We start from the raw sequence: 24,188 nt of genomic DNA on the forward strand, positions 1-24,188 counted from the left end.
CCTAAATGGGGCTTTTTAATTGGATTTATATTGCCCTCACAAGGCTATCCTGTTGATGATGGTTTTTTATTTCGGTTCTGGAGAGCTTGCCAGTAGGCTAGCAACCCTCTCTTGAAGCGTGGGAAGTCGTTCGCGTTCAAATTCGGGATGCTGTTTTAGCCAAAGGTTGTTTCGAGGGCTAGGGTGGGGCATGACCATCAATTGCGGCCAATACAAGGACCATTGCTCAATCGCTTGGGTTACTGTGACTTTTGGGGGCGGCAATGGCGTCGATAACGTTAAGTCCGGTGAGGTTAACTCCCTGCATGCTGTACTAAGACGAGCCTTAGCACGTGGCAGATGGTAATCAATTGCATATTGGCCAAGGACGAGCACTAACTCTACCTGTGGCATCAAGGCTAATAACTTTTCATGCCAGGTCGTGGCGCACTCTGGGCGCGGCGGCTTATCACCTTGCTTTTTACCGTTTCGCTCAATGGTTCCCGGAAAACAAAACCCCATCGGTACTATGGCAAACAGTGCGGGATCATAGAATTGTTCTCTGCTGACATTAAGCCAAGTGCGCAGACGCTCGCCACTGGCATCATCGAAGGGAATGCCCTTGTGGTGAGTTTTTACACCGGGGGCTTGGCCCGCAATTAAGATCCGTGCTTGGCTACTGGCTTGCAAGATAGGTTTTGCTGGCAGGGGAAGCTCGGCCTGACAAAGTTGGCAGGCGCGAATTTGCTTGAGCAGAAAATTGAGTTCGGTTGAGCAAGCGGGCTCGATACTTGGGAGTGGGGCGGTTGTCATCGTTAAGCCCCTAGTTTGCTCAATAGATGATAGAGCCAATAACCAAAGAGTGCATAGGAGGCGGTTAATACAAGATAACTCAATGGCTTGGCACCCAAGGATTTAGTGGGAGTTTTGGCATGAGAGGCTAAAGCAATATGGGCCAAGATGATAGCAAAGAGCGCGCAGGGCGGCAGTAGATAACTGATGCCGAGAATCAATAAGGCGCCAAGACTCAGTAGCCAGCCCGCATGTTGATTGCTGGGCTGATGAAGTTGGCGTAACTGCAGCGGCAATAAAATCAGCCCAACGCCTACAATGATCATCCCAAGATTGAGTGCAAAGTCGCTCCAAGTGCGGTGTTCATAAAGGGTAAAGGTAAAAGCGAGCAGTGGTACTATCAGTGCGGTTAGTACGTGGCGTTTGGCAAAGATGGGATTACGATACTGACCCGCAAAAAAGAACAGCCCTTGCATTAAGCTATTGATCAGGGTAAATCCACCCAGACCGACAATGATAAATAAGCTTGCTGTGCCACCGCTGGCATCAAATGCCATGGCAGGGGTAGAGAACAAACTTAAACCTATCAAGGCGGGTACAGGCGATAAACGCCAAAAAGAACAAGTGAAGGACGACATCTGATATCCACTGATAATTAACGGGCTGAATTAACATCCGCTAAAGTGCTTGTAAACTCAAGGAATACCTTATTTTGAGTGCGAGTTTTGCCCCAGATTCTGATCTTATTCAAGATTTTGTGGGTTGGAATAGCGAGATGTTGTAACAAAAGTGCGGTGAGTTTTCGTATAGTTTCGCGAGCACGAGCTTGCCGGAACGAATAATATTTACTCTCGAAACTTCAACACGCTCTCATAAAAAAGCCCGCAGAGCGGGCTTTTGACCATCAATAAACGCAGATTAGAGCTTGTAGCTCATGCTCAGCATTAGCATTTGTGCGGTGTAGTCATGGTTATTAGTACCAAAACCTACGACGTTCCAAATGCCATCAACGGCGATATCATTTGCGGCGTCATTGTCCTTATAGTTCTCAACTTTGTAATCGAAGCGCAGCGCGAGTTTTTCGGTGGCTTGATATTGAGCATATAAGTTAATGTTATGTACTTTGGCAAAATAATCGCCATAGTCGCCAGTGATACCTTGTCTGACTTGAGTGTTACTGTCGGAGTTGGAATAGGTGTAATCCAGTCCTAGGCGTAACTTGTTCTCCAGCAGGTTGTTGTAGCTAATACCTGCACCGACCACATCCACTTTATCTTCAATAAAGCCAGTCCACGTCGGGGTGCTGTAATTACTGCTACCCGCCTGTTCAGACTCAATGATCTGGTAGTTGTAGAAGGCGGTTGCCAGTAAGTCTGCGGTGATCATATAGCTGATATTGGCATCATAACTGGTGTCTTTTGACTCAGTTAAGCCAATCACAGTATCGGTATAATCATCCAACGCGTAACGGGCACCAACATCGATGGTCAGGCTTTCAAGCGGCGAATGGGTGATGCGCGCTTCGACTTGAGTTCTGTCACGGTCAGCCAGATTGTACTTACGTAACAGGCTGTTGGTTTCAGAAGAAGTCCATTCAGACGCTTGGTATTGTGAGCCGTCACGTTTTCCGTAACTGCCTTTTACCCACATGTCCCACATATCGAAGCTATTGACGCGTAAACGAGCCCAAACGGTATTTTCATCCGTGGTTTCACGGTCTTGATAATCACGTTGGTCACGTTTGAAGTCATAACCACCATCAAGTTTAATATCGCGGGTAATACGATAATCTGCCGCGACTTTAAAGCGTTGCGTACGATTATCATAAGGCGTGTTATAAGCCACCTTACCGTTGACATTGTTGATGCTGATCTGGGTCCATTCTTCAACTTGGGTATTATTGTCACGGTCGTAATAATCGTAACTACCGGTCAAGCGAAGATCTTTGCTGACTTTGCTAACGACTTTAAGGTTCATGCCCAATAGATCGACTTTCGCATCAACCGCATCGCTTGTTAGCTGGCTGGAATAACGATAGTTATCCGTTACTAACGCCTGATCTTGGCTCATTTGTCCAGTAAGAATACGACCCGATAGGGCGTTACTGCCATCGTTGTACTGTCCCATCAATGACACTGTGTGTGCCTGATTATCGGGATCAAGCGCCAACGTACCTTGGGTTTGGGCACCAAAGGTAGGATTGAATGCACTATCAAAGTCCAATTGGTTGTATTCGTTTTTGAATATAGACCCATTGTAACTGAGCGCTGTGAACCAACGATCACCCTTGAGTTTGACACCCGCTTCAATGGTGTCAGTAGTGTAATCCACTGGCTCTGCTAACATCATCGATTGGTTGAAGAAGCTACCAGAGGCTTGTTTTAAGCCAGTTTTTTCTTCACGCATGTAGTTAACATAGGTGCTCCACAGGGATTCGCCTTGATATTCAAATCCCAATCCCGTGCGTTCACGTTTAAGTGATAATTCGAGGGCATTGAGGCTATCCATCAACAATGGCATTTGACTGCTTGAACCAGCAGTTACCCAGTTATCCGGTAACGTCAGGTTATTGCCACCAATACCCGCGTAGGGCGATAGGGCGCTATTGCTGTCGTAGGTCGCAATTTGGCGATAGTTTACATTGACGTTGTACTGGCCTTGTTTGCCCGCATTCACATCTAAACGACCGCCATCCATACCGAGTTGATAAGCTTCAACACTGGCACGGTAACCTTTTTCACCTTTAAAGCTTAAATCGGCATCAAATTTGCCTGCGACTTCATTGGATGTCCCAAAGGCATTGGCTGAGCGAATATCTTCTTCGCTGTTATAACCGACACCGACACCCACAGTGCCAGATGTGCCTGTTTCAACCACGCAACCTTTGCAGCTCCATGCGGATAATTTCACTTTATCAGTATTGGCATTAGCAAGACCATAACCATCAGCGGCTACGGCAAAGCCAGTGTTGGCTAATAACGCTAGAGTGATCAAATTGAGTTTAAATTTCATTTTCTCGTCTCCTTAGCGCTGTAATAGCTTGCCAGATGGATGGTTAGAACCATGGACCTGACTATGGCAATTTAAGCAGCTTCTTCCACCCGTAAAGGCATTGTCACCGACATTAGAACCTAAACCAGTGTTACCTAAGTAAGCATTGCTGGCGTGGCCATCGCTAGCATGACATTGCTGACACAGCTGCGGCGCGCGGGTTTTCAGCATGGCATCATTCACACTACCGTGAGGATTGTGGCAAGTGACACAATTCTCAGTGACGGGTGCATGCTCCCAAAGTTTTGGGCCGCGTTTCTCGGCATGACAGGAATAACAGGTATCATTAACACTAGGCTTGTTAAGATCGGAATCTGTCATGCTCCCATGGGGATTGTGGCAGTCGCTACAGGTCATTTGGGCCCATTTGAGTGGATGACTTGAGCGTTTATTCATATCCGCTTTTTGCTTAGTGTGGCAGCTAGTACAGACTTCCATCTCAGTGTTTTTAGATAACACAGGATCTTTAGCTACGTGTACTTGGTGACAAGAAGCACAAGCAACATCGGCGTTGTCATGGTGACCGCCATTCCAAGACATACGTTTATCGTCTTGGTGACAGCTCATACATACGCTGTTTTGCTTATCGGCACTTAAGGTTGATTGCTTACCAAAAGTGATCATCGGCTCGTTGCCGCCTTTGTTGTGCTGACCCATTGGGCCGTGGCACGCCTCACATTGCAGGCCAGCCATGGGGCTTTTTGACGAATCAATCGCGCCGTGGACACCTTTGAAAAGGTCCATCACTTTTTCAGATTTTTTATGGCACATGATGCAAGAGTCTGCACCTTTAGGGGAGTAGTTGCCTTCGGCAAACTTCTTATCCAAGGTCGCTTCGACTTGCTCAGGGGTCATTTTTTCATCCCACTTCGACGCGTAAGCGTTTGGTGTGATGCATAAAGACATAACTGCTGACATTGCCATTGTGATGACAAATGCCGGCAGTAGATTTTTCATTTTGTGACTGTTCTTCATAATAGGCTTCCCAATTTGTCCCAACAAAATTCAAGAAAGGGGGAGCTAGCTCCCCCTGCTTGGGCAAATTACATTTTCACTTGAGTGTGATCTGCAACTGTTGGGGTATGGCAGTAGAAACAGGTTTCTGACTGTGCCGCTTGGTTGGCTTGAGTATAATCGCCATTCACAATCGCACCCATATTTTCTAAACCGTGGCCGATAGATTCTGGCGCGTGGCATGAAGTACAAGTTGCTGTGATTGGGGTGGTGTATTTACCTGCAGAAGTAGCCAGTGCACCTTTCACTTTAAATGCATCTAAGTTGAAGTCGTTGTGGCACTGAGTACATTCTTTGATCACGCCTTGCTCACCGTGAACCACGTGTAGTTTCATTTCGAAACCACCTTTGTTAGCACCGTTTGCATAGGTACCATCTGGTGTGTGACAGGCAACACAAGCATCAACACCCACGATAGGCTTACCGTTTGCGTCTTTGGCATGTGAAACTTGTTCAGACATCACAAAGCCTGCATGGTGACCTTTGTGGATTTCAAAGGTGTCACTGTGACAGCCTTGGCAAGTGCTGAAGTTCACTGAGTTAACATGACGTGTACTAGGCGCTTTACCAGATTTAGTACCAAAGGCTAACTCGGCTTTCATACTGGTGGTTGTGCTATTAGCAGTACAAGCCGTTAATGTGGTACCAGTGTTACACATTTCTAAGCCAATAAAGGTAAAGGCGGTATCAGTATCGCCCGCACCAAATGGCAGTGCAGGAGTAGTGAACACCAGTTTACCATCAGCGATGGTAACATCAGCTTGTAATGCACCATCTTTGACTAGATCTTTGGCCACTTTAGCTGTACCGCTACCTGGGCTCTTGTTATAGCCCATGATGGGGAAGTTAGGTCCAACGTTAGTGATAGTTTCTAAACGTTTAATCTTATTTTGTACACTCGCCGCATCAATGGCATTGCCGTTTTTATCTAAGATAGACACGGTTAATACCGCAGTATTGTCTGCTTGAGCAGCTAATGTTGCAGACATACCTAATTGAGCGATAACGGCTTTTTTGTCAGCGGTTTTAGCTGTATGTAACTCGGCTGTCCAAGTGCTGTTATGGCAGGCGATACAGTTAGAGTTATCGAGTTGTTGAGAGTGGCCTTTACCCGCAGCAAAATCCACAGTGCTATGACAGCTTCCACAGGTTGCGGCAGTTGGAATACGTGACCAGTTGCCCCAATCAGGTGTTGCTTCATTTTCAGTGTGACAGCTTTGGCAGCTTTCTAATGAGCCTAAGGTCAGGTCTTTATGCTTGGCGTGAACTAGAGCATTAAACTCTTTACCTACGCCCACTTTGCCTGCGGTGTGGCACGTTGCGCAGTAGTTAACATCTGAATACGCACCACCATGTTTAACCTGTGCTAAGTCTTGGTGACAAGTATTACAGCTTTCAGTGGCAACGATTTTACGGCTATAACCAGGCTCGGCACCTGTGTCAGCGGTGAAATCTACAAAAGCGTTGCTGTTAGGCACTAAGGTGCCATCTGGTAGTGGCGTATTGTAAGCGCGGATTAGCACACGTTGAGCCAACTGGTCGTTGTAGGTGATCTTAGCATTGGCAGTTAAGTTCATCTTGAAGGTATAGCTGTAGTGGCCGTTCTTCTTGTCAACAAAAGTACCTGGGCAAGTTGAAGCGAGATCACAGGTTTCATCACCAAAGTATTGCCACTGAGAGGCATTACCGGCACCTGTAGCGCCTTGAGGAAGTAATTGAGCTGCTGCAAAACGCATTTTTTGCAGACCCACGACCGGTAAATCGTCTTCGTTGGTGACAGTGAATTCAACACTAGGTACACCGTTAGTCACAACAGATTTGTTGAATGTAAAATTGAGCTTTTGAATAGCGGGAGCTGGCTCTCCACCAGGTTCACCGGGTTTACCATCGTTACCATCGCTACCACCACAGCCTGTTAAGGCCATAGTGACGGCACTTGCTGCAAGCAGCAGTGCGAATTTTGATTTTTTTGCGTTCATCATTTTTTTCCCTGCATAGGTTTGGCATTACTTAAGTGCTTGTCTTCTTCACCCGACAGATTCTTTGTCTGTGCTTTGGTCTTGAAGGCAACCTAAGTGGATGCTGGAAATAGAATTCCCCAAGGAAAGGCTAACCTAACATGCCTCTAAAATCTTCTAAGCCTTTGCTAATGTGTGACTTGGATCTTTCTATTTCTAAAGAGGTAGTTAAACCACAGGGGAAAAACAAATTTAGATCAAAAAAACGGCGGATTGTGAAGCTAAAATAAAAAAGAGAGAGGGGATACCTCTCTCTTTTTGTTCTTACTCTCTATTGAGAGAATTACGTCGGCTTAGTTACCGTGAGCTTCCATCAATTGTGATGGAGTATGGCAAGTCGCACAGCTTTCAGAGGCACGAGTTTGAACATCTGCTGCACTTGAGCCATTTAAGATACCGCCATTAGTCTCGATGTGCGATTTGGCAGCGTCAGACAGATATTTCTGGTGACAACTTAAGCATGCACCAGCATCGGAAGATACCCAAATATCAGCACCATTATTTGTGATATCACCGTAGCGCCATACACGTTCTGGTGATCTGCCTAAAGCAATACCCGTTACAACGTTTGATTTATCTGCAGTATGACATGTTGCACAATCGGTTTTTAATACAGTACCAGATTGTACGCCTGCATATTTCAGATAATGTCCTTCACGCTCGTGCGCTTTCCAAGCAAAGCTGGTTGGTATCTTACCGCCTGGATAGGCCGCATCATTTTTCAGGGTTTTGTCCGATGTATGACAAGTTTGGCAGTTTACACCGTTGTCATAGTGGTGGATTTCCTGATTGTGACAGCCTTGACACTTAGTTGGGTCGATGATTTCACGACGTGCTTTAGCTTTTGCAGTGCTATCCACACCACCATCTTTCCAAACGAAGTGATATGGTGCTTCTTTAACTGGTACTTTACGGACGTTAGGTACAGTACAGTCTGTCATCACAACATCAGCAACGCCATAGCCGCCATTGTTGAAGCAAACCTCTAATGTAGACCAGAGTTCAAATGTTTTACCGTTAGCATCCGCTGGTAAGCTGAACTTAGTACCTGTTAGTGAATAGGTTTTGGTCGCTTCATTATAGGTACCTTCGTTCAGGGCGATACGACGGTTGCTATAAGAAGCTGCTGCTGAGCTTGGGTAATCTTTGTCAGAATCCCAAGCCACAACAACGCGTGAGGTTTGGTTTACATAGGCTTTATCGATTGCATTGCCATCTTTATCAATCACTTGTACATCGAAAGTGATTTTTCCTGTTGCATTTACACCCACATTGCTGAACTTAATACCCATCGCTTTGGTGTCAGAATAGGCTTTCAGTACATCGCCATGACGTTTGGCTGCGCTGCCAGTACCGCCATAAGGCTCTGTCGCATTGTGGCAAGAGGTACAGTCAGTGCTGCTATGGTGAGCAGATGGTTTTTCAGTATGGCAACCAATACAAGCTTGATTGCTTAAGTCTGCTTTGAATAGGTCTGCATTGGCAGGTGCACCGGCACCTTCAACGTGACAAGCTGAACAATCAGCAGCAGGTTTTAATGGGAAGCCTACTTTGCCGTAGTCGATCACTTTACCACCGTAACCGACAATCTTATAAGGAGCAGGTACTTCTGCGCCTGTCTCATCGAAGGTATGACGCTCACCACCTTTGTGGATAGCGTGGATCATGTAAGTAAATTCAATGCTATTGCCTGATTCTGGATCGCCAGAGGTCGCAGTATGGCAAGAGGCACAGTTTTCAATATCGATACGACGACCACCATGAAGCTCTAAGCTTTCAGGTTGGTGACAGGTATAACAAGCTTGAATAGAAACCACGTTACGGGTTTGAATACCTTCCGTCTTACCAGTAGAAGGTTGCCAGTCGAAATGGGCGTTGGCTGTGAGTTGTGGTAATTCAAGCTCCATCGTCGCGCGTTGAGTCGCGTCAGCGCTGTAAGTGACGGTTAATGGCTGAGTTACATTGGCAATGTTGGCTTGGTAGGTGTAGCTATAGCTACCATCACCATGGTCAACTAAGCAAGTATCACATTTACTTGCTGCTTCAACGTTTGCTTGGTATTGGGCTGATGGCTTGAGGTTATCAACGCCGGATGGAATAGTACCTGGCTCTTTTTTGGCATTAATATAAGCTTGCCATTGATAACCACGGTTAGCTTCAGTTTCACCCACTTTTTCTTTAACTGGAGTTAATTGCGCAATACCAAACCGTAAATCGTGATCTTTAGTTAAGCCTAATACGGCAACGCCATTAGCATTTTCCAACGTAAAATCAACGGTGACTTTGCCTGCATCAACAGTGGCATTTGTGAATTTTGCTTTTAAGGTTGAGGTGGAGTTGATATTGACACCAACAACGCCTGGTTTACCGTCTTCACCATCTTTACCGTCACTGCCACCGCAGCCAGTGAGAAGAAGTGAAAGTAAACCGGCACCCAACATCGCTTTTGTTGCGGTATTGAAATTGAACCGTTTCATCATGATATTTCCCTGCAATAGTTTTAATCATCATTAAACACTTATCAAATAAGAATAAATCTCATTATTGGCATTTAATGTGTGGGATTAGATCCCACCTGTAAGGCTAACTAAGTCATTGGTATTTATCAGTCACTTTAAGCGGGTTATGTGATTGAGATCTGACTATTTCTTTAGAGGTAGAAGACTGCATAGTATGAGTTCCTTTTATATCTGCAGTTGCAGGCCTTTTGGCCTGCATCATAGGGTTAATTAATTGGGTGGACTTTGAGTACATCGGCGGCGGCCCCTTGTCCATGGCAGAATGCACAGGTTTCAGTGCCTGCGGTTGCATCAGCTTTGGAGCCTGCAAACACGGCCCCTTGTTGCTTCATATGATTGTGGGTCGCATCACTTGAGTGACAGTTAGTGCATACGGCGGCAATTGGGCTGGTAAAGGTGCCATTGTTAAGCGCAAGCGGTTGAACCGCTGTATTTAAGGGCAGGGCAACCGTTGAAACGCCTGCTGCATCTTTGATATGGCATTGAGCACAATTACCGATTTTTCCTGGGTAGTTGAGATCTGCAAAACCAGTAAATTGGCTGGTATGGATCCCATGAATTAACTGTTTAAAGTCAAAGGAGGTAATGGAGGGATTTGCCGCTGTAGCATCGGCCTGCATATTCGGGTTGTGGCAAAGTTGGCATTGGCCTGCTAAATCGTTGCGCGAACCATGAATATTCAGTTGTTGATCGCCGTGGCAGCTAGCACAGTTGGCATTGCTAATGATTTCGCGGCGGCCAGTGCTGGTTAATGCAGACATATTGAAGTAACTATGACTTGATTTGATCACCAGCACTTCTGCCTGTTCGGTGCTGCAATCCACTAAGACTTTGTCTTTGGCGCATACCCGGCCCTGAATCGCTAAGCCTCCATGGTCGGCCTCAGTACCAGCGGGAACGGTGAGACCTGAAATAGTGTAAACGTAGGTGCCATTGCTGCCAGAAACTGGCGTGGAGTCAGGGAGACGAATTGAGCGCGCAGAGCGGGTACTGTAATCGAAACTGGTTCCCCAGTTAGCATAAACCCTTAGGTCGCTGATAAATTTGAGTTTATCTGCGCTATCTAGGTAAACAGTGCCTGTGCTGGGGTTGATCAGGGTCACCGCAACAGTCACTGTGCCATTGGCATCCATGCTTGCACTACTGATGCTTGGACTAAATTGAGCTAACGCGGCTATTTGATCTTCATTGCCGTGTACGCTTGCGGTCCAATCGGCATTATGGCAAGCAACGCAATTGCTATTATCCGCTTGTGCTGGATGGCCTTGGCCCGCAGGGAAATTAATTTGGGTATGGCAGGCACCACAGGCTTCCATGGTGGGTACCCTATGCCAATTTTGACGCTCGGCTAAATCTGGATTATCAACGTGGCAAGTCTGGCAATTACTGATGGATTGAGGGAATCCCGTTAAATGTTTGCTGTGTATCATTTGCGGGAAAATATCCGCGGGATTGCTGACCTTCTTACTGTTATGGCAGGTTACGCAGGTTTCAACTTGGTTATAACGTCCACCATGGAACGCTAAATTGTTGTGGCAGCTATTACAGGTTTCAATGGTAATTAAGTTACGGGTATAAGCTAAGGTATTCCCCGAGGTTTGCCAATCATAGTGCTGATTAGTTATAGGGAGCGCTGTGCCATCGGCTAATGCATCACCGCCCAGTTTGATGACTACTCGTTGGGTGGCGTCGTTAACGAATGTCACCCCATTCATGCCGTTAAATGTGGCGCTAAAACGATAGCTGTAATGGCCGTTTTTATGGTCAACAATCGTGCCTGGGCAAGAAGCGGCGCACGTTTCAGAGGTGAAATGTTGCCACTCACTGCTATTACCAGCACCTGTGGCGCCCTGAGGTAGTAATTGCGCCGCAATAAAGGTGGCTGAAGGAATACCAACCACGGCTTCATCGTCTTGATTGCTCACCTGATAATCGACTTGGGCAATGCCGTCGGTCACGGTAACTTTATCGACCATGATGTTTAGGCTAGTGATCGTTATTGCGGGTGGTTTCCCCGGCTCACCGGGTGAGCCATCATTACCATCATTGCCCCCACAAGCGGAGACAAGTGTGGCGAGGAGCAGCATCAAACTATATTGTGTGGTTAATTTGGCAAACTTGTTCATATTTCTATCCTTGGAATACGCTGTCAGTGCCTAAGTTACATTTGGTAGCTTAAGGTCAAACCTAAGTAATGAGCATTGTAATCGTGGCTGATGTCGCCAAAACTGAGCACATTGGGGACCGTGTCCCAAGTGATGTTTTGGTTTTGCCAGTTTGCATCTTGATATTTCTCGAACAACCAATCGAAGCGTAATGACATACTGTCGGCCAGCTTATATTTGGCGTAGGCGTTAATATTGTGCTTGCGACTGTAGTAGTCACCGTAGGGGCTAGTGATGCCATAGGTGATTTCAGTATCGCTTTGACCATCGGAGTAGCTGTAGTCCAATCCCAGATCTAAACGATTATCCAGCAGGTTTTGATAGGCGATACCCGCGCCAATCAGGGTCGATTTCTCTTCAGCGGTGCTGTACCAATCAGGTGTTGAGAAACGATTGCTTCCGGCCTGATCTGAATCGCGCCAGTCTTGGTTGAGATAGGCGTTAAGACTTAGATTGTCGCTAATTAGATACTGCGCAGTTACATCGTAGCCAAGGTAAGACACTTGGGTGAGCCCGACTGATGTATGGTTATAGTCATCATCAATACTGTGTAAACTCGCACCCACAGAGAACCCTATATCGGTTTGGTAATCTGTGTGCAAGGTGACTTTTTGACGTTTGCGATCAGCAAGATAAGACTTACGTAGCCAAGGATTACTCGGACTTTGTGTGCTTGTTACAGCATCGTATTCACTGCCATTACGATCTAATACTTCGCCCTTTAACCAAGCTGACCAAGCTGGCGAATAGCGGTAGCTGAGTTTGGCAAAGAGACCCGATTCATCGATGGACTGCCTATCAAGCTCCGAATAAATGATTTCATCTCGGCTATATCCCGCTTCAGCATAGGCCGACGGCGATAGGCGGTATTTGCCTTTGAGATCAAATTGTTTACTGCGTTTATCGTAGAGACGATTTGTAGCTGTGCCTTGATAAAAGCTGTCGGTCACGACCTGTGGGAAATCTAACTGAGCCGTCTTGTTTTCCCTGTCTTGATAGTTATAACTGGCTTGAACACTCAAATCCTGTGTGATGCGGCCTGAATACTTAAGCACCATATCTAGGATGTCCACTTGGGCATCCAGATTATCGGTTGGCAGTACAGGGGAGGGGCCATTAATGGTTGCTGGTAGAAAAGCCTCATCCTGTGACATGTTACTGATGCCCACGTGCATAAGGATGTTATGACCATTTTGACCACCACTGGCCTCGGCGGCGATCCGATAGGCCTTGTTATCTGGGTCGACTGCATTTTGGCCAAAGTAGGCCGCACCAAATGTGGGCGTATAGGCCGATTGCCATAGCAGTGCCTGATGGTCATTCTTATATTGGCTTATCTGGCTGTTTATGCCCGCTTGCCAGCCTGTGCCGCCAAAATAAACTCTGGCATCGACTTCATCAGTGCTGTCATCAATTGGCTGCGCCAACATCACACTGTTAGTGAGAATATTTGCGCTGGTCTTTTTCGTGCCGCTGCGGTTTTCATGCTGGTAGTTCACCGAGGCTTTGTAGCGGCTGCTCGATGAGATATGGCCTGCGTAGTAACCGCCGAGGTTAAATCTATCCCGCGTAATGCTTAAGTCCTGCTCGATTAAACTCGATTGCAGTAACGGCATGGAGTGGGTCGTTGCTCCCGCTACCCAATTATCAGGCAAGAGCATCTTATCGTTATCGGTGAGATAAGGGCTCTTTAGCTGATTGTATTGGTAATTGGCGAGCCCTTTATAACCTAATTGGATTTGGTAGTGTCCGGGTTGGCCTGTGGTGAGCTTGGCTGACCCCGTGTCAAATCCCAATTTATCGGCCTCTAGCCGGGTTTGGTAACCACTCCCAGCTTGGTATTGCATATCGGCGCCCACAGCACCGACCAAGCCATCTTTATCCGTGCCAGTGCGATTACCAAAACGGCTATCTTCGCCGTCATTGTAGGCGAGCGTGGCGCTGACGTTGACTTGGCGCCCTGTTTTGGGCTGGCATTGCTTGCAGCTCCATGCCTCACTTTTTACGCCACTGCGATTCGCTTTTTGGATTTCATATCCTTCAGCATGGGCTGTGTTGAGTACGCCACTAATCGCCCAAGCCAGTAATGTGAGTGAGAAACAAGCTTTAGGAGTCGATATGTTCATTATTTGCATGATCATTCCCTTGTTATCTCTGGAGCAACTTGCCGGATGGATGGTTTGAACCATGCACTTGTCCATGGCAATTCATACAGGAATTACCCGAGGTGAAGGCATTGGTTTGATTACCAAAGTAAGCATTACTGCTGTGGCCATCGGAGGCGTGGCACTGTTGGCATAACTGTGGCGGTTTGCTAATAAGCATGGATTCGTTGACGCTGCCGTGGGGGTTATGGCAGTTCGCACAATTGTCGGTGACTGGCGCATGTTCCCACAATTTAGGACCGCGTTTTTCAGCGTGGCAGCTGTAACAGTTTTCGTTGACGCTCATTTGTTTCAGACTGGCATCATTTAAACTGCCATGGGGATTGTGGCAATCGCTACAGACCATTTGTTGCCACTGTAGTGGATGGGATGAGCGTTTGTGCATATCCGCTTTTTGCTGAGTATGGCATTGGGTACAAATCGCCACTTCGTTGGCTTTGTCGCTGATAGGATCTTTTGCTACGTGTACTTGGTGGCAGCTACTGCAAGGGATATCGGCATTGTCATGGTGATTACCTTTCCACGCGATGCGTTGATCGTCGTTATGGCAACTCATACAAACACTGTTTTGTTTTTGCGCGGGAACGGGGGAATTCTGGCCGAAGGTGATCATCGGCTCTTTGCCGCCCTTGTTATGATTACCGAGTGGGCCGTGGCAAGCCTCACACTGTAAGTCGGCCATGGGGGATTCTTTAATATTAGGATTACCGTGCACACCATCGAAAATGGCCATTACAACCGCACTTTTTTTATGGCACATCAGGCAAGTGTCAGCCCCTTTAGCCGAGTACTTACCTTCGGCAAACTTTTTGTCCAAAGTCGCGACGACCTCCTCGGGTGGCTTGTCATCCCAAGGTGTCGCTACCGTTGAAAGGCTGAGTATCGATAACATCAGAGCAAGCATAACCTGAGTTATGCTTTTGAACTTTAAACCTATATCCATGTTCATCTATTCCCGAGTGCGTTTTATTTGTTATTTTTCAAGCTTTCGACATCGCTAATTTAGCTGATTAATATTAGAACAAGCATGTGACAAGTGCTTAACATTTTTTAGCTGGTTGACTGTAAAGAGGAATGATTTTGTAGGGATAAACAATAAGTGTGACCAATGTCTCATTTTGTACCGAGGATGACTTTTTTTAACGCTTATTGAACATGTTGTTCGATTGCGATAAAGGGTGGCAGCTAGCTGGCATTTTTATTTTCGGTCAGGCGTTTATTCATTGAGATTTTTGTCACATAATACCCAACACAATTGAAAACTATTATCGTTACCAGTCAAAAAGCTTGATCTAGGTAAAGTTATTAGCTCCATAGCTCAGATAAAATGAGCACAGTTTTTCAAGCTGAAGCTGTTACAAGGTGAAATAGGTAATGAAGTTAAGCGAACTCAGTCCCGGTGACCGTGGCATTATTTCTGAAATCGGGCGATTAGATTTGCCGCAAACAGTGAAGCGTAAATTATTGTCCATGGGCATTACCCCAAATACACGATTTTCTTTGATTCGCCGAGCGCCAATGGGCTCTGGTTTAGAGCTGGATATTCGTGGTAGTAAGCTTTGTATGCGCAGAGACTTGGCAGACATTATTGAGGTGGAAAAGGCGAATGACTAAGCAGTTTCATTGCGTCACCGTTGGTAACCCAAACGCTGGGAAATCAACACTCTTTAACGCGCTTACAGGCGCTAATCAGCAAGTTGGCAACTGGTCCGGTGTGACGGTTGAGAAAAAAACCGGTCATTTTACTCTCAATGGTGCTGACGTTTACTTAACCGACTTACCCGGTATCTATGATTTACTCCCTGCGGGTAATAGCTGTGATTGTTCTCTTGATGAGCAGATTGCTCAACAGTATCTCGCCGAACAACGTGTCGATGGCATCATTAACTTAGTTGATGCGACCAATATCGAGCGCCACCTCTATTTGACGGCACAACTCCGTGAATTGTCGATCCCTATGGTGGTGGTGTTGAACAAAATCGATGCTGCTATCAAGCGTGGCATTCGTGTCGATTTAAAGAAAATGAGTCAAGAATTGGGCTGCCCAGTGATTGGGGTTTGTTCTCGCGATCCTGCTGATGTTGCTAAAGTACAAGCGCAAGTGCTTGACTTACTTCAAGGTCGTGTATCTGAAGCGCCTTTGTTACTTGATTACGACGAGCAAATTGAAGCAGGCGTGCAACTACTTTGTAGTAAAGATCCCAACTTAAGCCGTGGCCGCGCCTTAGCTATGTTGGGTAACGGTTCTGGTTGTGGTAGCTGTAAAAATGCTGAGCTTCAGGATGAGGTGAATACTTGTACTCAGCAAATTTCGCAGCAAGGACACGACATTGAAGTGATGGTCGCAACCACTCGCTTTAATTTTGTTGAGCGAGTATTCCAAGGTTCCGTTAAAGCCGATGGCTTCTTAACCTTGAGCGATAAACTCGATAAATTAGTCTTACATCCTGTACTTGGGATTCCGGTGTTCTTATTTGTCATGTATTTGATGTTTATGTTCAGCATCAACATCGGCAGTGCGTTTATCGATTTCTTCGATGTGTTTGCAGGGGCATTACTGGTCGATCATTTTGGTGCATTGCTCAATAACATAGGCGCGCCAGCTTGGTTGGTGACTATCCTTGCGGGTGGTGTGGGCCAAGGTATTCAAACGGTTTCTACGTTTATTCCTGTGATTGCGGCATTATTCCTTGGTTTATCTGTTCTTGAAAGTTCGGGCTATATGGCTCGTGCCGCGTTTGTGGTTGACGGATTAATGCGTCGCATAGGCTTACCGGGCAAAGCTTTCGTACCAATGATCGTGGGCTTTGGTTGCTCTGTGCCAGCCATTATGGCAACGCGTACCTTAGGCAGTGAGCGTGAGCGTATTGTCACGGGAATGATGGCTCCCTTTATGTCTTGTGGTGCCCGGTTGCCTGTGTATGCACTATTTGCGGCGGCATTTTTTCCAGACTCTGGCCAAAACCTGGTATTTTTACTGTATATCATCGGGATTTTTGCGGCCATCGGTACCGGATTGTTGCTGCGAAGCACTTTATTACCAGGCACTAGTAGTGCGGTAGTGATGGAGTTACCAAGCTATGAGTTGCCTAAATTTAAAGCTGTGATGGTGCGTACTGGTAAGCGGACTAAGAGTTTTATCCTTGGTGCGGGTAAAACCATTGTGCTGGTGGTGACACTGCTCAACTTTATCAATGCGATTGGTATTGATGGCACTTTTGGCCACGAGGATAGCCAAGCGTCACTCTTAAGTGTAGCGAGCCAGAAAGTGACTCCAATCTTTGCGCCGATGGGGATTGAACAAGATAACTGGCCTGCAACCGTAGGTATTATCACCGGGATTTTTGCTAAAGAAGCGGTGGTGGGAACACTCAATAGCTTATATACCAATGCGGCGCCTGAGGACGGTGAATTAACACCACTAGCAGACAGCTTTAACGAGGCACTTGCGACCATTCCTGCAAACTTGTTCGGTTTGGATTTGGAAGACCCGCTTAAGTTATCTGTGGGTGATGTATCCAGTACCGATGTTGCGGCAGAGGCGCAAGGTGTTGCAACGTCAACCTTTAGTGCCTTGCAATCTGGGTTTACTACCAAGGTAGCGGCGTTCTCTTACCTGTTGTTTATTTTACTCTATACTCCCTGTGTTGCGGCGATGGGCGCTTTAGTGAACGAGTTTGGTACTCGTTGGGCAACGTTTGCAGCGACATGGACATTCTCTCTGGCCTATGGCAGTGCAACTATCGCTTACCAAGTAGCAACCTTTGCCGAGCACCCATTGCAATCGGGTTTATGGATTGGTTTCTTCCTCAGTGCGTTAGTCATATTCTATCTATGGCTAAAACGTAAAGGGCGCAGAACTCAGCAAATTATCCCCGGCGTGCGGATTATTACTGAGTAAATCCCTGAGTAATAAATGTCAGCTTAGTGGTTACAAAGATAAAAGCAGCTTTCACGGCTGCTTTTATTGTTTTACTATCCACGGCATAACCCTTAGTTTTTAATACTGGGCATTGTAACTGGCCGAGATCTGTAGGATCATGCTGGTTTTGTTAAAATTGCCATTGTTCGCAAAGAGGAATTCCATGAGTCATGTGGACACTGAAGTACGTCCGAGTAACTTTATTCGTAATATCATTGATGAGGATCTGAAAAGCGGTAAGCACACGAGTGTGCAGACGCGTTTTCCACCCGAGCCAAATGGTTATTTACATATAGGTCATGCTAAGTCCATCTGTTTGAACTTTGGCATCGCCCGCGATTACCAAGGTCTCTGTAACTTACGATTTGATGATACCAACCCTGAAAAAGAAGACATCGATTATGTCAATTCTATTCAGGCGGATGTGCGTTGGTTGGGATTCCAGTGGGATGGTGAGGTGCGTTATTCCTCTAACTATTTCGACCAATTACATCAATATGCCGTTGAGTTAATCAATAAAGGCTTAGCCTATGTGTGTTTTCTCAATGCTGATGAAACCCGTGAATACCGTGGCACGTTAAAAGAGCCTGGTAAAAATAGCCCTTATCGCGATACTCCTGTGGAAGAAAACCTGCGCTTATTTGAAAAAATGCGTCTAGGTGAATTCAAAGAGGGCGAATGTGCGCTGCGCGCTAAGATTGATATGGCATCGCCTTTCATGTGTATGCGCGATCCGGTGATTTACCGTATTCGTTTTGCTCACCATCACCAAACGGGTGATAAGTGGTGCATTTATCCAATGTACGATTTTACTCACTGTATTTCCGATGCGCTCGAGCACATTACTCACTCATTATGTACACTTGAGTTCCAAGACAACCGTCGTCTGTATGACTGGGTTCTCGATAATTTAGATGATTTCCAAGCGCCAAATCGTACTCGTCAATATGAGTTTTCACGCTTAAATCTTGAATATACGCTGATGTCTAAGCGTAAATTAAATGACTTAGTGACACGCAAGTTAGTAACTGGCTGGGATGATCCCCGTATGCCAACAATTGCAGGTCTACGCCGTCGTGGTTATACCCCAGCGTCTATCCGCGAGTTTTGCCAACGTATTGGTATCACTAAGCAAGAAAACATGATTGAAGCGGCGATGCTCGATGCCTGCATCCGTGAAGAGCTAAACGAACATGCCCCACGTGCGATGGCCGTACTGCGCCCATTAAAAGTGGTGATTGAGAACTACCCAGAAGGTCAAATCGAGACGATTCAAGCGGCTTCTCACCCAAGCGATGAAAGCATGGGGACGCGCGAACTCGCCTTTGGCCGCGAACTGTATATCGATGTGGCTGACTTCAGAGAAGAAGCCAATAAGCAGTACAAACGTCTAGTCATGGGCAAAGAAGTGCGCCTGCGTAACGCCTATGTGATTAAAGCCGAACGTTGTGACAAAGACAGTGAAGGTAATATCACTACCGTCTACTGTAGCTACGATGCCGATACTTTAGGTAAAAACCCTGCCGATGGTCGCAAGGTGAAAGGCGTAATCCATTGGGTTGAAGCGACTACGGCTAAACCTGCTGAGTTCCGTTTATACCAACGCTTGTTCACTGATCCAAATCCTGCTGCTGCCGAGACAGTGGATGAAGTGCTTAACCCTAACTCACTTGAAGTGGTTAATGGTTTAGTTGAAGCAAGCCTTGCGAATGCGCCAGCGGAAAAAGCTTATCAGTTTGAGCGTGAAGGTTATTTCTGTGCTGACAATAAAGACTCTTCAGCCGAGCATTTAGTGTTTAACCTAACAGTTGCACTGCGGGACTCGTTTGAATAGCAAGTTGTTGGCCGCGATAATCTCTGTCGCGACTAACTGTCAACAGCAGTAAAGAATAAAAAGGCCCTTAGTGTTTTCAAGCTAAGGGCCTTTTCTGTTTTACAACTTTTCGTTTTCAACACGTCTATTTGCCACTATCTATTTGTCACTATCAGTATTTCAAGTCGTTTGCACCTGAGTGCGGATTAATCCCTTATTGGTACATAGGACCAAAGCCAATGCTCCAGAGGATAACACTGGTGGCCATTAATCCAACCAAGAGCACTAAACCTGCTGTGACCATAGAACTGGCGTAAATAAAGCCTTTCTCTTCAGGGATATTCATAATAATGGGCACACCTGCATATAGCAGATAAACCGAGTAGGCTAAGCCAATCAGCCCAACAATCATAATAAACCAGAGTACTGGGTAGAGTGCCGCCAAACCAACCATAAACAGCGGTGTTGCGGTGTAGGACGCGAGTTCTAATGCTTGGGTGAAAGTTGGCTGAGCATCGAAGGTTTTTGCCATCCAAAAGGCTAAATAGGCGAGGGCAAAGACGCCTGCAATTAGGCCAAAATACATACCTACGGACATAAACATCGCACTTTGCGGCGTGAGATAAATAGGATCACCAGCTCCTGGATTCCAGCCAATGTAAGCTGTTGCAATAAAGCTACAGACAGCGGGAATGAGTGCGATGAGAAGAACGTGACTTAAGCTGCTTTTGAGTGCTTCATGGTTTTGTTCAATCGCATGCCACTCTTGCTTTGGATGAGTGTATAACCCCATTAAGTGATTCAGTATCATTATAATTATCCTTGTTCAGCATTGATGTTGGCTCGCCAAACGTCAGACGAGCTGATAACAGCTCTGCAATCAGGGTTAATGCTCCACAATCCCTTTAACTCCCGATTGCCTACTCTTTGAATTGAGATGTGCCGTGATCAGGATCTCAGTTCTTAAAGTGTAGATTATTTATTGAACAAAAAGTTCAGCTAGTCAAGTTTACTGGTGTCTAAAGCTATAGCTTGTTGATAATTACGCGTAAAATATGGCGATATTTTCTTTAAGATTTTTGAGTGATCCCATGCAGCAATTACTGGCACCTGTTCATGCGTTTCTTCGTTGTGAGACGCCGCAAACTTGGATTGATGTAGCAAGAGCCTCTGCCTCGTTAGATGAACTCTTAATTGACCATTGTAATTGTGAGCTAAAAGCGGCGCAGACTGCGATGTTCTTATTGAGGCGATATGCCTTGGATAAAGACAGCGGACAATCGCTATTGGCATGGGCGAAACCCTATGAGGAATTTGTTTATCATAAGGATCGCAATATCGAGCAGTTTTTGGCTCGTGATGTCAAAAAGAATGAGTTGGTAGCCAATCTACAGCCGAATCAACATTTTGCTTTTGCACAGGATCTGATCCCACCACTGATCCGTTTGATAAAAGAAGAATTCCATCATTTTGAGCAAGTGCTGGAGCTGATGCACGCACGGCAAATCCCATATCGTAATATTCGTGCTGGGCGTTACGCAAAAGGGATGATGAGCCACGTGACCACCCATGAGAAGGATATTCTGCGGGATAAGTTGATTGTGGGTGCATACATTGAGGCGCGCTCCTGTGAGCGCTTTGCCAAATTAGCGCCTTACTTGGATGCAGAGTTAAGTAAGTTTTATGTGTCACTGCTGCGCTCAGAGGCGCGTCATTTTGAGGATTATCTTAAGCTGGCACAGTTAGTATCGACTGAGGATATCAGCGAGCGAGTTGCTTATTTTGGCGAGAGAGAAGCCGAATTGATTATGGCGCCCGATGAGGAGTTTCATTTCCACAGTGGTCAACCCTTAGTTGCCCAGTGGGAAAGATAAATAGCGGCCTCAACCATATTCAGGTATGAGGCCTTAGCGGTAGATGTGTTAATGGTGAAGACGCTATAGGTGCTTAGCTGGCGTCGAAGGGCAGGCTTTTTAGCTCCACACCGTCGGCGCTGACCACTAACACGCTGCCTTGCTCGTACCAATCACCGACTACAATGCGTTTGCAGCCATTGTTTAATTCATGGATAGCAGGCCTATGGGTATGACCGTGGATCATCTGTTTGCTGTGGGTTTGAGCAAATAACGCATTCACCGCACTGGGTTCTACGTCCATAATCACATAGCTTTTTTGCTGATTACTGCTTTGGCTGTTACTGCGGATTTTATTGGCAATGGCTTGACGTTTTTTCTTCGGCAAACAGCTATAAAGCCAACGGGCAAAGGCAAAACTGCGTAATTTGCGAAAGCGTTGGTAGGCTTTATCTAAGGTACACAAGCTGTCGCCATGCAAAATAACCGTGTTAACACCATAGAGATCTAAGCATTTGACTTCGGGCAACATTTGCATACCCGCAGCATCGGCAAATTGTTTGCCTAACATAAAGTCACGATTACCGTGAATAAAGTAGATGGGCAAGGTTTGGGAGACTTGCTTGAGCTTGCGCGCTAATTCGATGGCAAAGGGCAAGGCTAAATCGTCGCCGACCCATACCTCAAAGAGATCCCCCAGAATATAGAGAGCATCTACATCATCAAGTTCGGTATCGAGAAAACGATTAAAGGCTTGGGTGATATCGAGGCGATCGGCACTTAAGTGCAGATCGCCAATAAATAAGGTTCGCATCCTAGGGAATTAGGCCGCACTTACTTTTTCAATCACAACCGCTTCTAATGGCACATCTTGGTGCATGCCACGGTTACCAGTGCTGACAGCTTTGATTTTTTCAACGATGTCCATGCCTTCAACCACTTCACCAAACACGCAGTAACCCCAACCTTGCATGCTTTCAGATTTGAAATCGAGAAAGGTGTTATCGTTGACGTTGATGAAAAACTGAGCCGTCGCTGAGTGTGGGTCCGAAGTACGCGCCATCGCGATAGTACCAGTACGGTTTGATAAACCGTTGTTGGCTTCGTTTTTCACTGGCTCATGGCAACGTTTTTGGCTCATTTCAGCGGTAAAACCACCGCCTTGGATCATAAAGCCGTCAATTACACGGTGGAAAATGGTGCCGTCGAAGAAACCTTCGTCAACATATTTCATAAAGTTTGCCACGGTCAGCGGGGCTTTTTCGGCGTTCAGTTGCAGTTTAATGTCGCCAAAATTAGTGTGTAATGTGATCATGTTTTCATACTCTCAGTAAATAGTGGCGCGATTCTAACTTATCTCGGATTGCGCGCAAAGTGCAGTATTCAAAACCCTCGTCAGCGTGGTAGACTGACCCCTTGATTTTACACTTGAATCTATCTTTGAAGAGAATACCGATGTTGAAGATTTACAACAGTATTACCCGCCAAAAACAGGAATTTAAGCCTATTAATCCCGGAAAAGTTGGGATGTATGTATGTGGCGTGACCGTTTACGATCTCTGTCATATTGGCCATGGGCGTACTTTTGTTTCCTTCGATATGATTGTTCGCTACCTGCGTTACGCGGGTTATGAAGTGAATTTCCAGCGCAACATCACCGATATTGATGACAAAATCATCAAGCGTGCTAACGAAAACCAAGAAGACTGCAATACATTAACCGATCGCTTGATTGGTGAAATGCACAAGGATTTCGATGCGCTGAATATGATCCGTCCCGATTTCGAACCACGTGCCACTCTGCACATTGCCGAAATCATCGATATGGTTGAGCGTTTACTCGCTCGCGGGCATGCCTATGTGGCAGCTGATGGCGATGTGCTGTTCAGTGTGGCTTCTTTCCCTGAGTATGGTCGCCTATCAGGTCAGAATCTGGAGCAATTACAGGCGGGCGCACGGGTTGAGGTTGACGATAACAAGCAAAATCCAATGGATTTCGTGCTATGGAAAATGTCCAAACCGGGCGAACCAACATGGGAATCACCATGGGGGCCGGGTCGTCCAGGCTGGCATATCGAATGTTCGGCAATGAACAGCAAGCACTTAGGTCTGCATTTTGATATTCACGGTGGCGGTTCAGATTTACAATTCCCACACCATGAGAACGAAATTGCTCAGTCTTGCTGCGCCCATGATACGCCATACGTGAATTACTGGATGCACACCGGCATGGTGATGGTTGACCGCGAAAAGATGTCCAAGTCCTTGGGTAACTTCTTCACCATTCGTGATGTATTAGGCCATTACGACGCTGAAACCGTGCGTTACTTCCTGCTATCGGGTCATTATCGTAGCCAAATCAACTACTCTGAAGAAAACCTCAAGCAGGCGCGTGCGGCGTTAGAGCGTTTATACACTGCGATTAAAGATGTTGACCTGACTGTAGCGCCGGCACCTGCCGAAGAGTTTGTGGCTAAGTTTAAAGCGGCAATGGACGATGACTTTAACACCCCAGAAGCCTATTCAGTGCTGTTTGATATGGTGCGTGAGATCAACCGTCTGAAACTCACTGATATGGCAGAGGCTTCTGCATTAGCCGTGTCAATGAAACAACTTGCTGATGTGCTGGGCTTATTGCATCAATCTCCCGAGGCCTTCTTTAAAGGTGAGGGCAGTGACGATGAGGTTGCAGAGATTGAAGCATTGATCGTTGAACGTAACCGCGCTCGCAGTGAAAAAGATTGGCCAGCGGCTGACGTGGCGCGTAATCGTTTAAATGAGCTTGGTGTGGTCTTAGAGGATGGCCCAAGTGGCACCACTTGGCGTAAGAAATAGGCTTAATTAGCTATTGTCTTTAATCAAAAAATCTTCAGCCAATAAAAAACCTGCATTATGCA

General features: G+C 46.3%; 17 protein-coding genes. 5 read left to right on the top strand and 12 right to left on the bottom strand.

Annotated features, from left to right (window positions below; genetic code table 11):
* Window positions 1-66 precede the first annotated feature (66 nt).
* The 9 genes from SHEWPOL2_RS09560 to SHEWPOL2_RS09600 form a co-directional block, all read right to left on the bottom strand.
* Window positions 67-792 (bottom strand): uracil-DNA glycosylase family protein, encoded by a 726-nt coding sequence (locus SHEWPOL2_RS09560; RefSeq protein ID WP_050991338.1) that lies wholly within the window; start codon window positions 790-792, stop codon window positions 67-69.
* Between the two features lie 2 nt (window positions 793-794).
* Complete coding sequence (locus tag SHEWPOL2_RS09565; protein WP_037427911.1) at window positions 795-1,409, bottom strand: hypothetical protein; 615 nt, start codon at window positions 1,407-1,409, stop codon at window positions 795-797.
* A gap of 280 nt (window positions 1,410-1,689) precedes the next feature.
* Window positions 1,690-3,783, bottom strand: a complete 2,094-nt coding sequence (locus SHEWPOL2_RS09570; protein WP_037427912.1) for an MtrB/PioB family decaheme-associated outer membrane protein — start codon at window positions 3,781-3,783, stop codon at window positions 1,690-1,692.
* A gap of 12 nt (window positions 3,784-3,795) precedes the next feature.
* The gene (gene mtrA / locus SHEWPOL2_RS09575; RefSeq protein WP_037417148.1) at window positions 3,796-4,797 is read right to left on the bottom strand and encodes a decaheme c-type cytochrome MtrA; all 1,002 of its coding nucleotides are present in this window, start codon (window positions 4,795-4,797) and stop codon (window positions 3,796-3,798) included.
* Window positions 4,798-4,865: 68 nt separating this feature from the next.
* Window positions 4,866-6,818, bottom strand: coding sequence for an OmcA/MtrC family decaheme c-type cytochrome (locus SHEWPOL2_RS09580; protein WP_037427913.1), 1,953 nt, complete (start codon window positions 6,816-6,818; stop codon window positions 4,866-4,868).
* Window positions 6,819-7,147: 329 nt separating this feature from the next.
* On the bottom strand, window positions 7,148-9,334 hold the full coding sequence (locus SHEWPOL2_RS09585; protein WP_037427914.1) for an OmcA/MtrC family decaheme c-type cytochrome: 2,187 nt from the start codon (window positions 9,332-9,334) through the stop codon (window positions 7,148-7,150).
* A gap of 245 nt (window positions 9,335-9,579) precedes the next feature.
* Complete coding sequence (locus SHEWPOL2_RS09590; RefSeq protein WP_037427915.1) at window positions 9,580-11,499, bottom strand: OmcA/MtrC family decaheme c-type cytochrome; 1,920 nt, start codon at window positions 11,497-11,499, stop codon at window positions 9,580-9,582.
* Between the two features lie 35 nt (window positions 11,500-11,534).
* Window positions 11,535-13,673, bottom strand: coding sequence for an MtrB/PioB family decaheme-associated outer membrane protein (locus tag SHEWPOL2_RS09595; RefSeq protein ID WP_037427916.1), 2,139 nt, complete (start codon window positions 13,671-13,673; stop codon window positions 11,535-11,537).
* Window positions 13,674-13,686: 13 nt separating this feature from the next.
* Window positions 13,687-14,652 carry a DmsE family decaheme c-type cytochrome gene (locus SHEWPOL2_RS09600; RefSeq protein WP_086024018.1) on the bottom strand — a complete coding sequence of 322 codons (966 nt, stop codon included), beginning with the start codon at window positions 14,650-14,652 and terminating at the stop codon, window positions 13,687-13,689.
* 425 nt (window positions 14,653-15,077) lie between these two features.
* Between SHEWPOL2_RS09600 and SHEWPOL2_RS09605 the strand changes: the two genes are divergently transcribed.
* From SHEWPOL2_RS09605 to glnS, 3 genes are all read left to right on the top strand, one after another.
* On the top strand, window positions 15,078-15,317 hold the full coding sequence (locus tag SHEWPOL2_RS09605; protein ID WP_011623257.1) for a FeoA family protein: 240 nt from the start codon (window positions 15,078-15,080) through the stop codon (window positions 15,315-15,317).
* Window positions 15,310-17,604, top strand: coding sequence for a Fe(2+) transporter permease subunit FeoB (feoB, locus tag SHEWPOL2_RS09610; protein ID WP_037427919.1), 2,295 nt, complete (start codon window positions 15,310-15,312; stop codon window positions 17,602-17,604). The genes SHEWPOL2_RS09605 and feoB overlap by 8 nt, the downstream gene beginning before the upstream one ends.
* A 184-nt stretch (window positions 17,605-17,788) precedes the next feature.
* Window positions 17,789-19,459, top strand: coding sequence for a glutamine--tRNA ligase (glnS, locus tag SHEWPOL2_RS09615; RefSeq protein ID WP_037417167.1), 1,671 nt, complete (start codon window positions 17,789-17,791; stop codon window positions 19,457-19,459).
* A 193-nt stretch (window positions 19,460-19,652) separates the two neighbouring features.
* Here glnS and SHEWPOL2_RS09620 read toward each other — a convergent pair whose 3' ends face one another.
* Window positions 19,653-20,249 carry a Yip1 family protein gene (locus SHEWPOL2_RS09620; protein WP_037427921.1) on the bottom strand — a complete coding sequence of 199 codons (597 nt, stop codon included), beginning with the start codon at window positions 20,247-20,249 and terminating at the stop codon, window positions 19,653-19,655.
* 280 nt (window positions 20,250-20,529) lie between these two features.
* Between SHEWPOL2_RS09620 and SHEWPOL2_RS09625 the strand changes: the two genes are divergently transcribed.
* A complete protein-coding gene (locus SHEWPOL2_RS09625; RefSeq protein ID WP_037427922.1) occupies window positions 20,530-21,312 on the top strand; it encodes a tRNA isopentenyl-2-thiomethyl-A-37 hydroxylase MiaE in 783 nt (260 codons plus the stop codon).
* A 73-nt stretch (window positions 21,313-21,385) separates the two neighbouring features.
* On the opposite strand, the gene SHEWPOL2_RS09630 is transcribed toward SHEWPOL2_RS09625, so the two are convergent.
* Window positions 21,386-22,105, bottom strand: coding sequence for a UDP-2,3-diacylglucosamine diphosphatase (locus SHEWPOL2_RS09630; RefSeq protein ID WP_037427923.1), 720 nt, complete (start codon window positions 22,103-22,105; stop codon window positions 21,386-21,388).
* A gap of 9 nt (window positions 22,106-22,114) precedes the next feature.
* Entirely contained in the window at window positions 22,115-22,606 is a 492-nt protein-coding gene (locus SHEWPOL2_RS09635) for a peptidylprolyl isomerase (protein WP_011623251.1), read from the bottom strand.
* 140 nt (window positions 22,607-22,746) lie between these two features.
* Here SHEWPOL2_RS09635 and cysS point away from each other — a divergent pair, with 140 nt between their 5' ends.
* Window positions 22,747-24,126: a cysteine--tRNA ligase gene (cysS, locus tag SHEWPOL2_RS09640; RefSeq protein ID WP_037427925.1), complete on the top strand. Its 1,380-nt coding sequence runs from the start codon at window positions 22,747-22,749 to the stop codon at window positions 24,124-24,126.
* Window positions 24,127-24,188: the final 62 nt, after the last annotated feature.

The organism is Shewanella sp. POL2 (genome assembly GCF_000282755.1).
GTDB classification, from domain to species: domain Bacteria; phylum Pseudomonadota; class Gammaproteobacteria; order Enterobacterales; family Shewanellaceae; genus Shewanella; species Shewanella xiamenensis.

Bases quoted from the DNA above. Each gene is read 5' to 3' on its own strand.
- feoB (WP_037427919.1), top strand. From the start codon at position 15,310: ATGACTAAGCAGTTTCATTGCGTCACCGTTGGTAACCCAAACGCTGGG.
- SHEWPOL2_RS09635 (WP_011623251.1), bottom strand. From the start codon at position 22,606: ATGATCACATTACACACTAATTTTGGCGACATTAAACTGCAACTGAAC.
- SHEWPOL2_RS09565 (WP_037427911.1), bottom strand. From the start codon at position 1,409: ATGTCGTCCTTCACTTGTTCTTTTTGGCGTTTATCGCCTGTACCCGCC.
- SHEWPOL2_RS09570 (WP_037427912.1), bottom strand. From the start codon at position 3,783: ATGAAATTTAAACTCAATTTGATCACTCTAGCGTTATTAGCCAACACT.
- SHEWPOL2_RS09620 (WP_037427921.1), bottom strand. From the start codon at position 20,249: ATGATACTGAATCACTTAATGGGGTTATACACTCATCCAAAGCAAGAG.
- SHEWPOL2_RS09595 (WP_037427916.1), bottom strand. From the start codon at position 13,673: ATGCAAATAATGAACATATCGACTCCTAAAGCTTGTTTCTCACTCACA.
- SHEWPOL2_RS09625 (WP_037427922.1), top strand. From the start codon at position 20,530: ATGCAGCAATTACTGGCACCTGTTCATGCGTTTCTTCGTTGTGAGACG.
- SHEWPOL2_RS09590 (WP_037427915.1), bottom strand. From the start codon at position 11,499: ATGAACAAGTTTGCCAAATTAACCACACAATATAGTTTGATGCTGCTC.
- SHEWPOL2_RS09585 (WP_037427914.1), bottom strand. From the start codon at position 9,334: ATGATGAAACGGTTCAATTTCAATACCGCAACAAAAGCGATGTTGGGT.
- SHEWPOL2_RS09630 (WP_037427923.1), bottom strand. From the start codon at position 22,105: ATGCGAACCTTATTTATTGGCGATCTGCACTTAAGTGCCGATCGCCTC.
- SHEWPOL2_RS09600 (WP_086024018.1), bottom strand. From the start codon at position 14,652: ATGAACATGGATATAGGTTTAAAGTTCAAAAGCATAACTCAGGTTATG.
- SHEWPOL2_RS09580 (WP_037427913.1), bottom strand. From the start codon at position 6,818: ATGATGAACGCAAAAAAATCAAAATTCGCACTGCTGCTTGCAGCAAGT.
- SHEWPOL2_RS09560 (WP_050991338.1), bottom strand. From the start codon at position 792: ATGACAACCGCCCCACTCCCAAGTATCGAGCCCGCTTGCTCAACCGAA.
- SHEWPOL2_RS09605 (WP_011623257.1), top strand. From the start codon at position 15,078: ATGAAGTTAAGCGAACTCAGTCCCGGTGACCGTGGCATTATTTCTGAA.
- cysS (WP_037427925.1), top strand. From the start codon at position 22,747: ATGTTGAAGATTTACAACAGTATTACCCGCCAAAAACAGGAATTTAAG.
- mtrA (WP_037417148.1), bottom strand. From the start codon at position 4,797: ATGAAGAACAGTCACAAAATGAAAAATCTACTGCCGGCATTTGTCATC.
- glnS (WP_037417167.1), top strand. From the start codon at position 17,789: ATGAGTCATGTGGACACTGAAGTACGTCCGAGTAACTTTATTCGTAAT.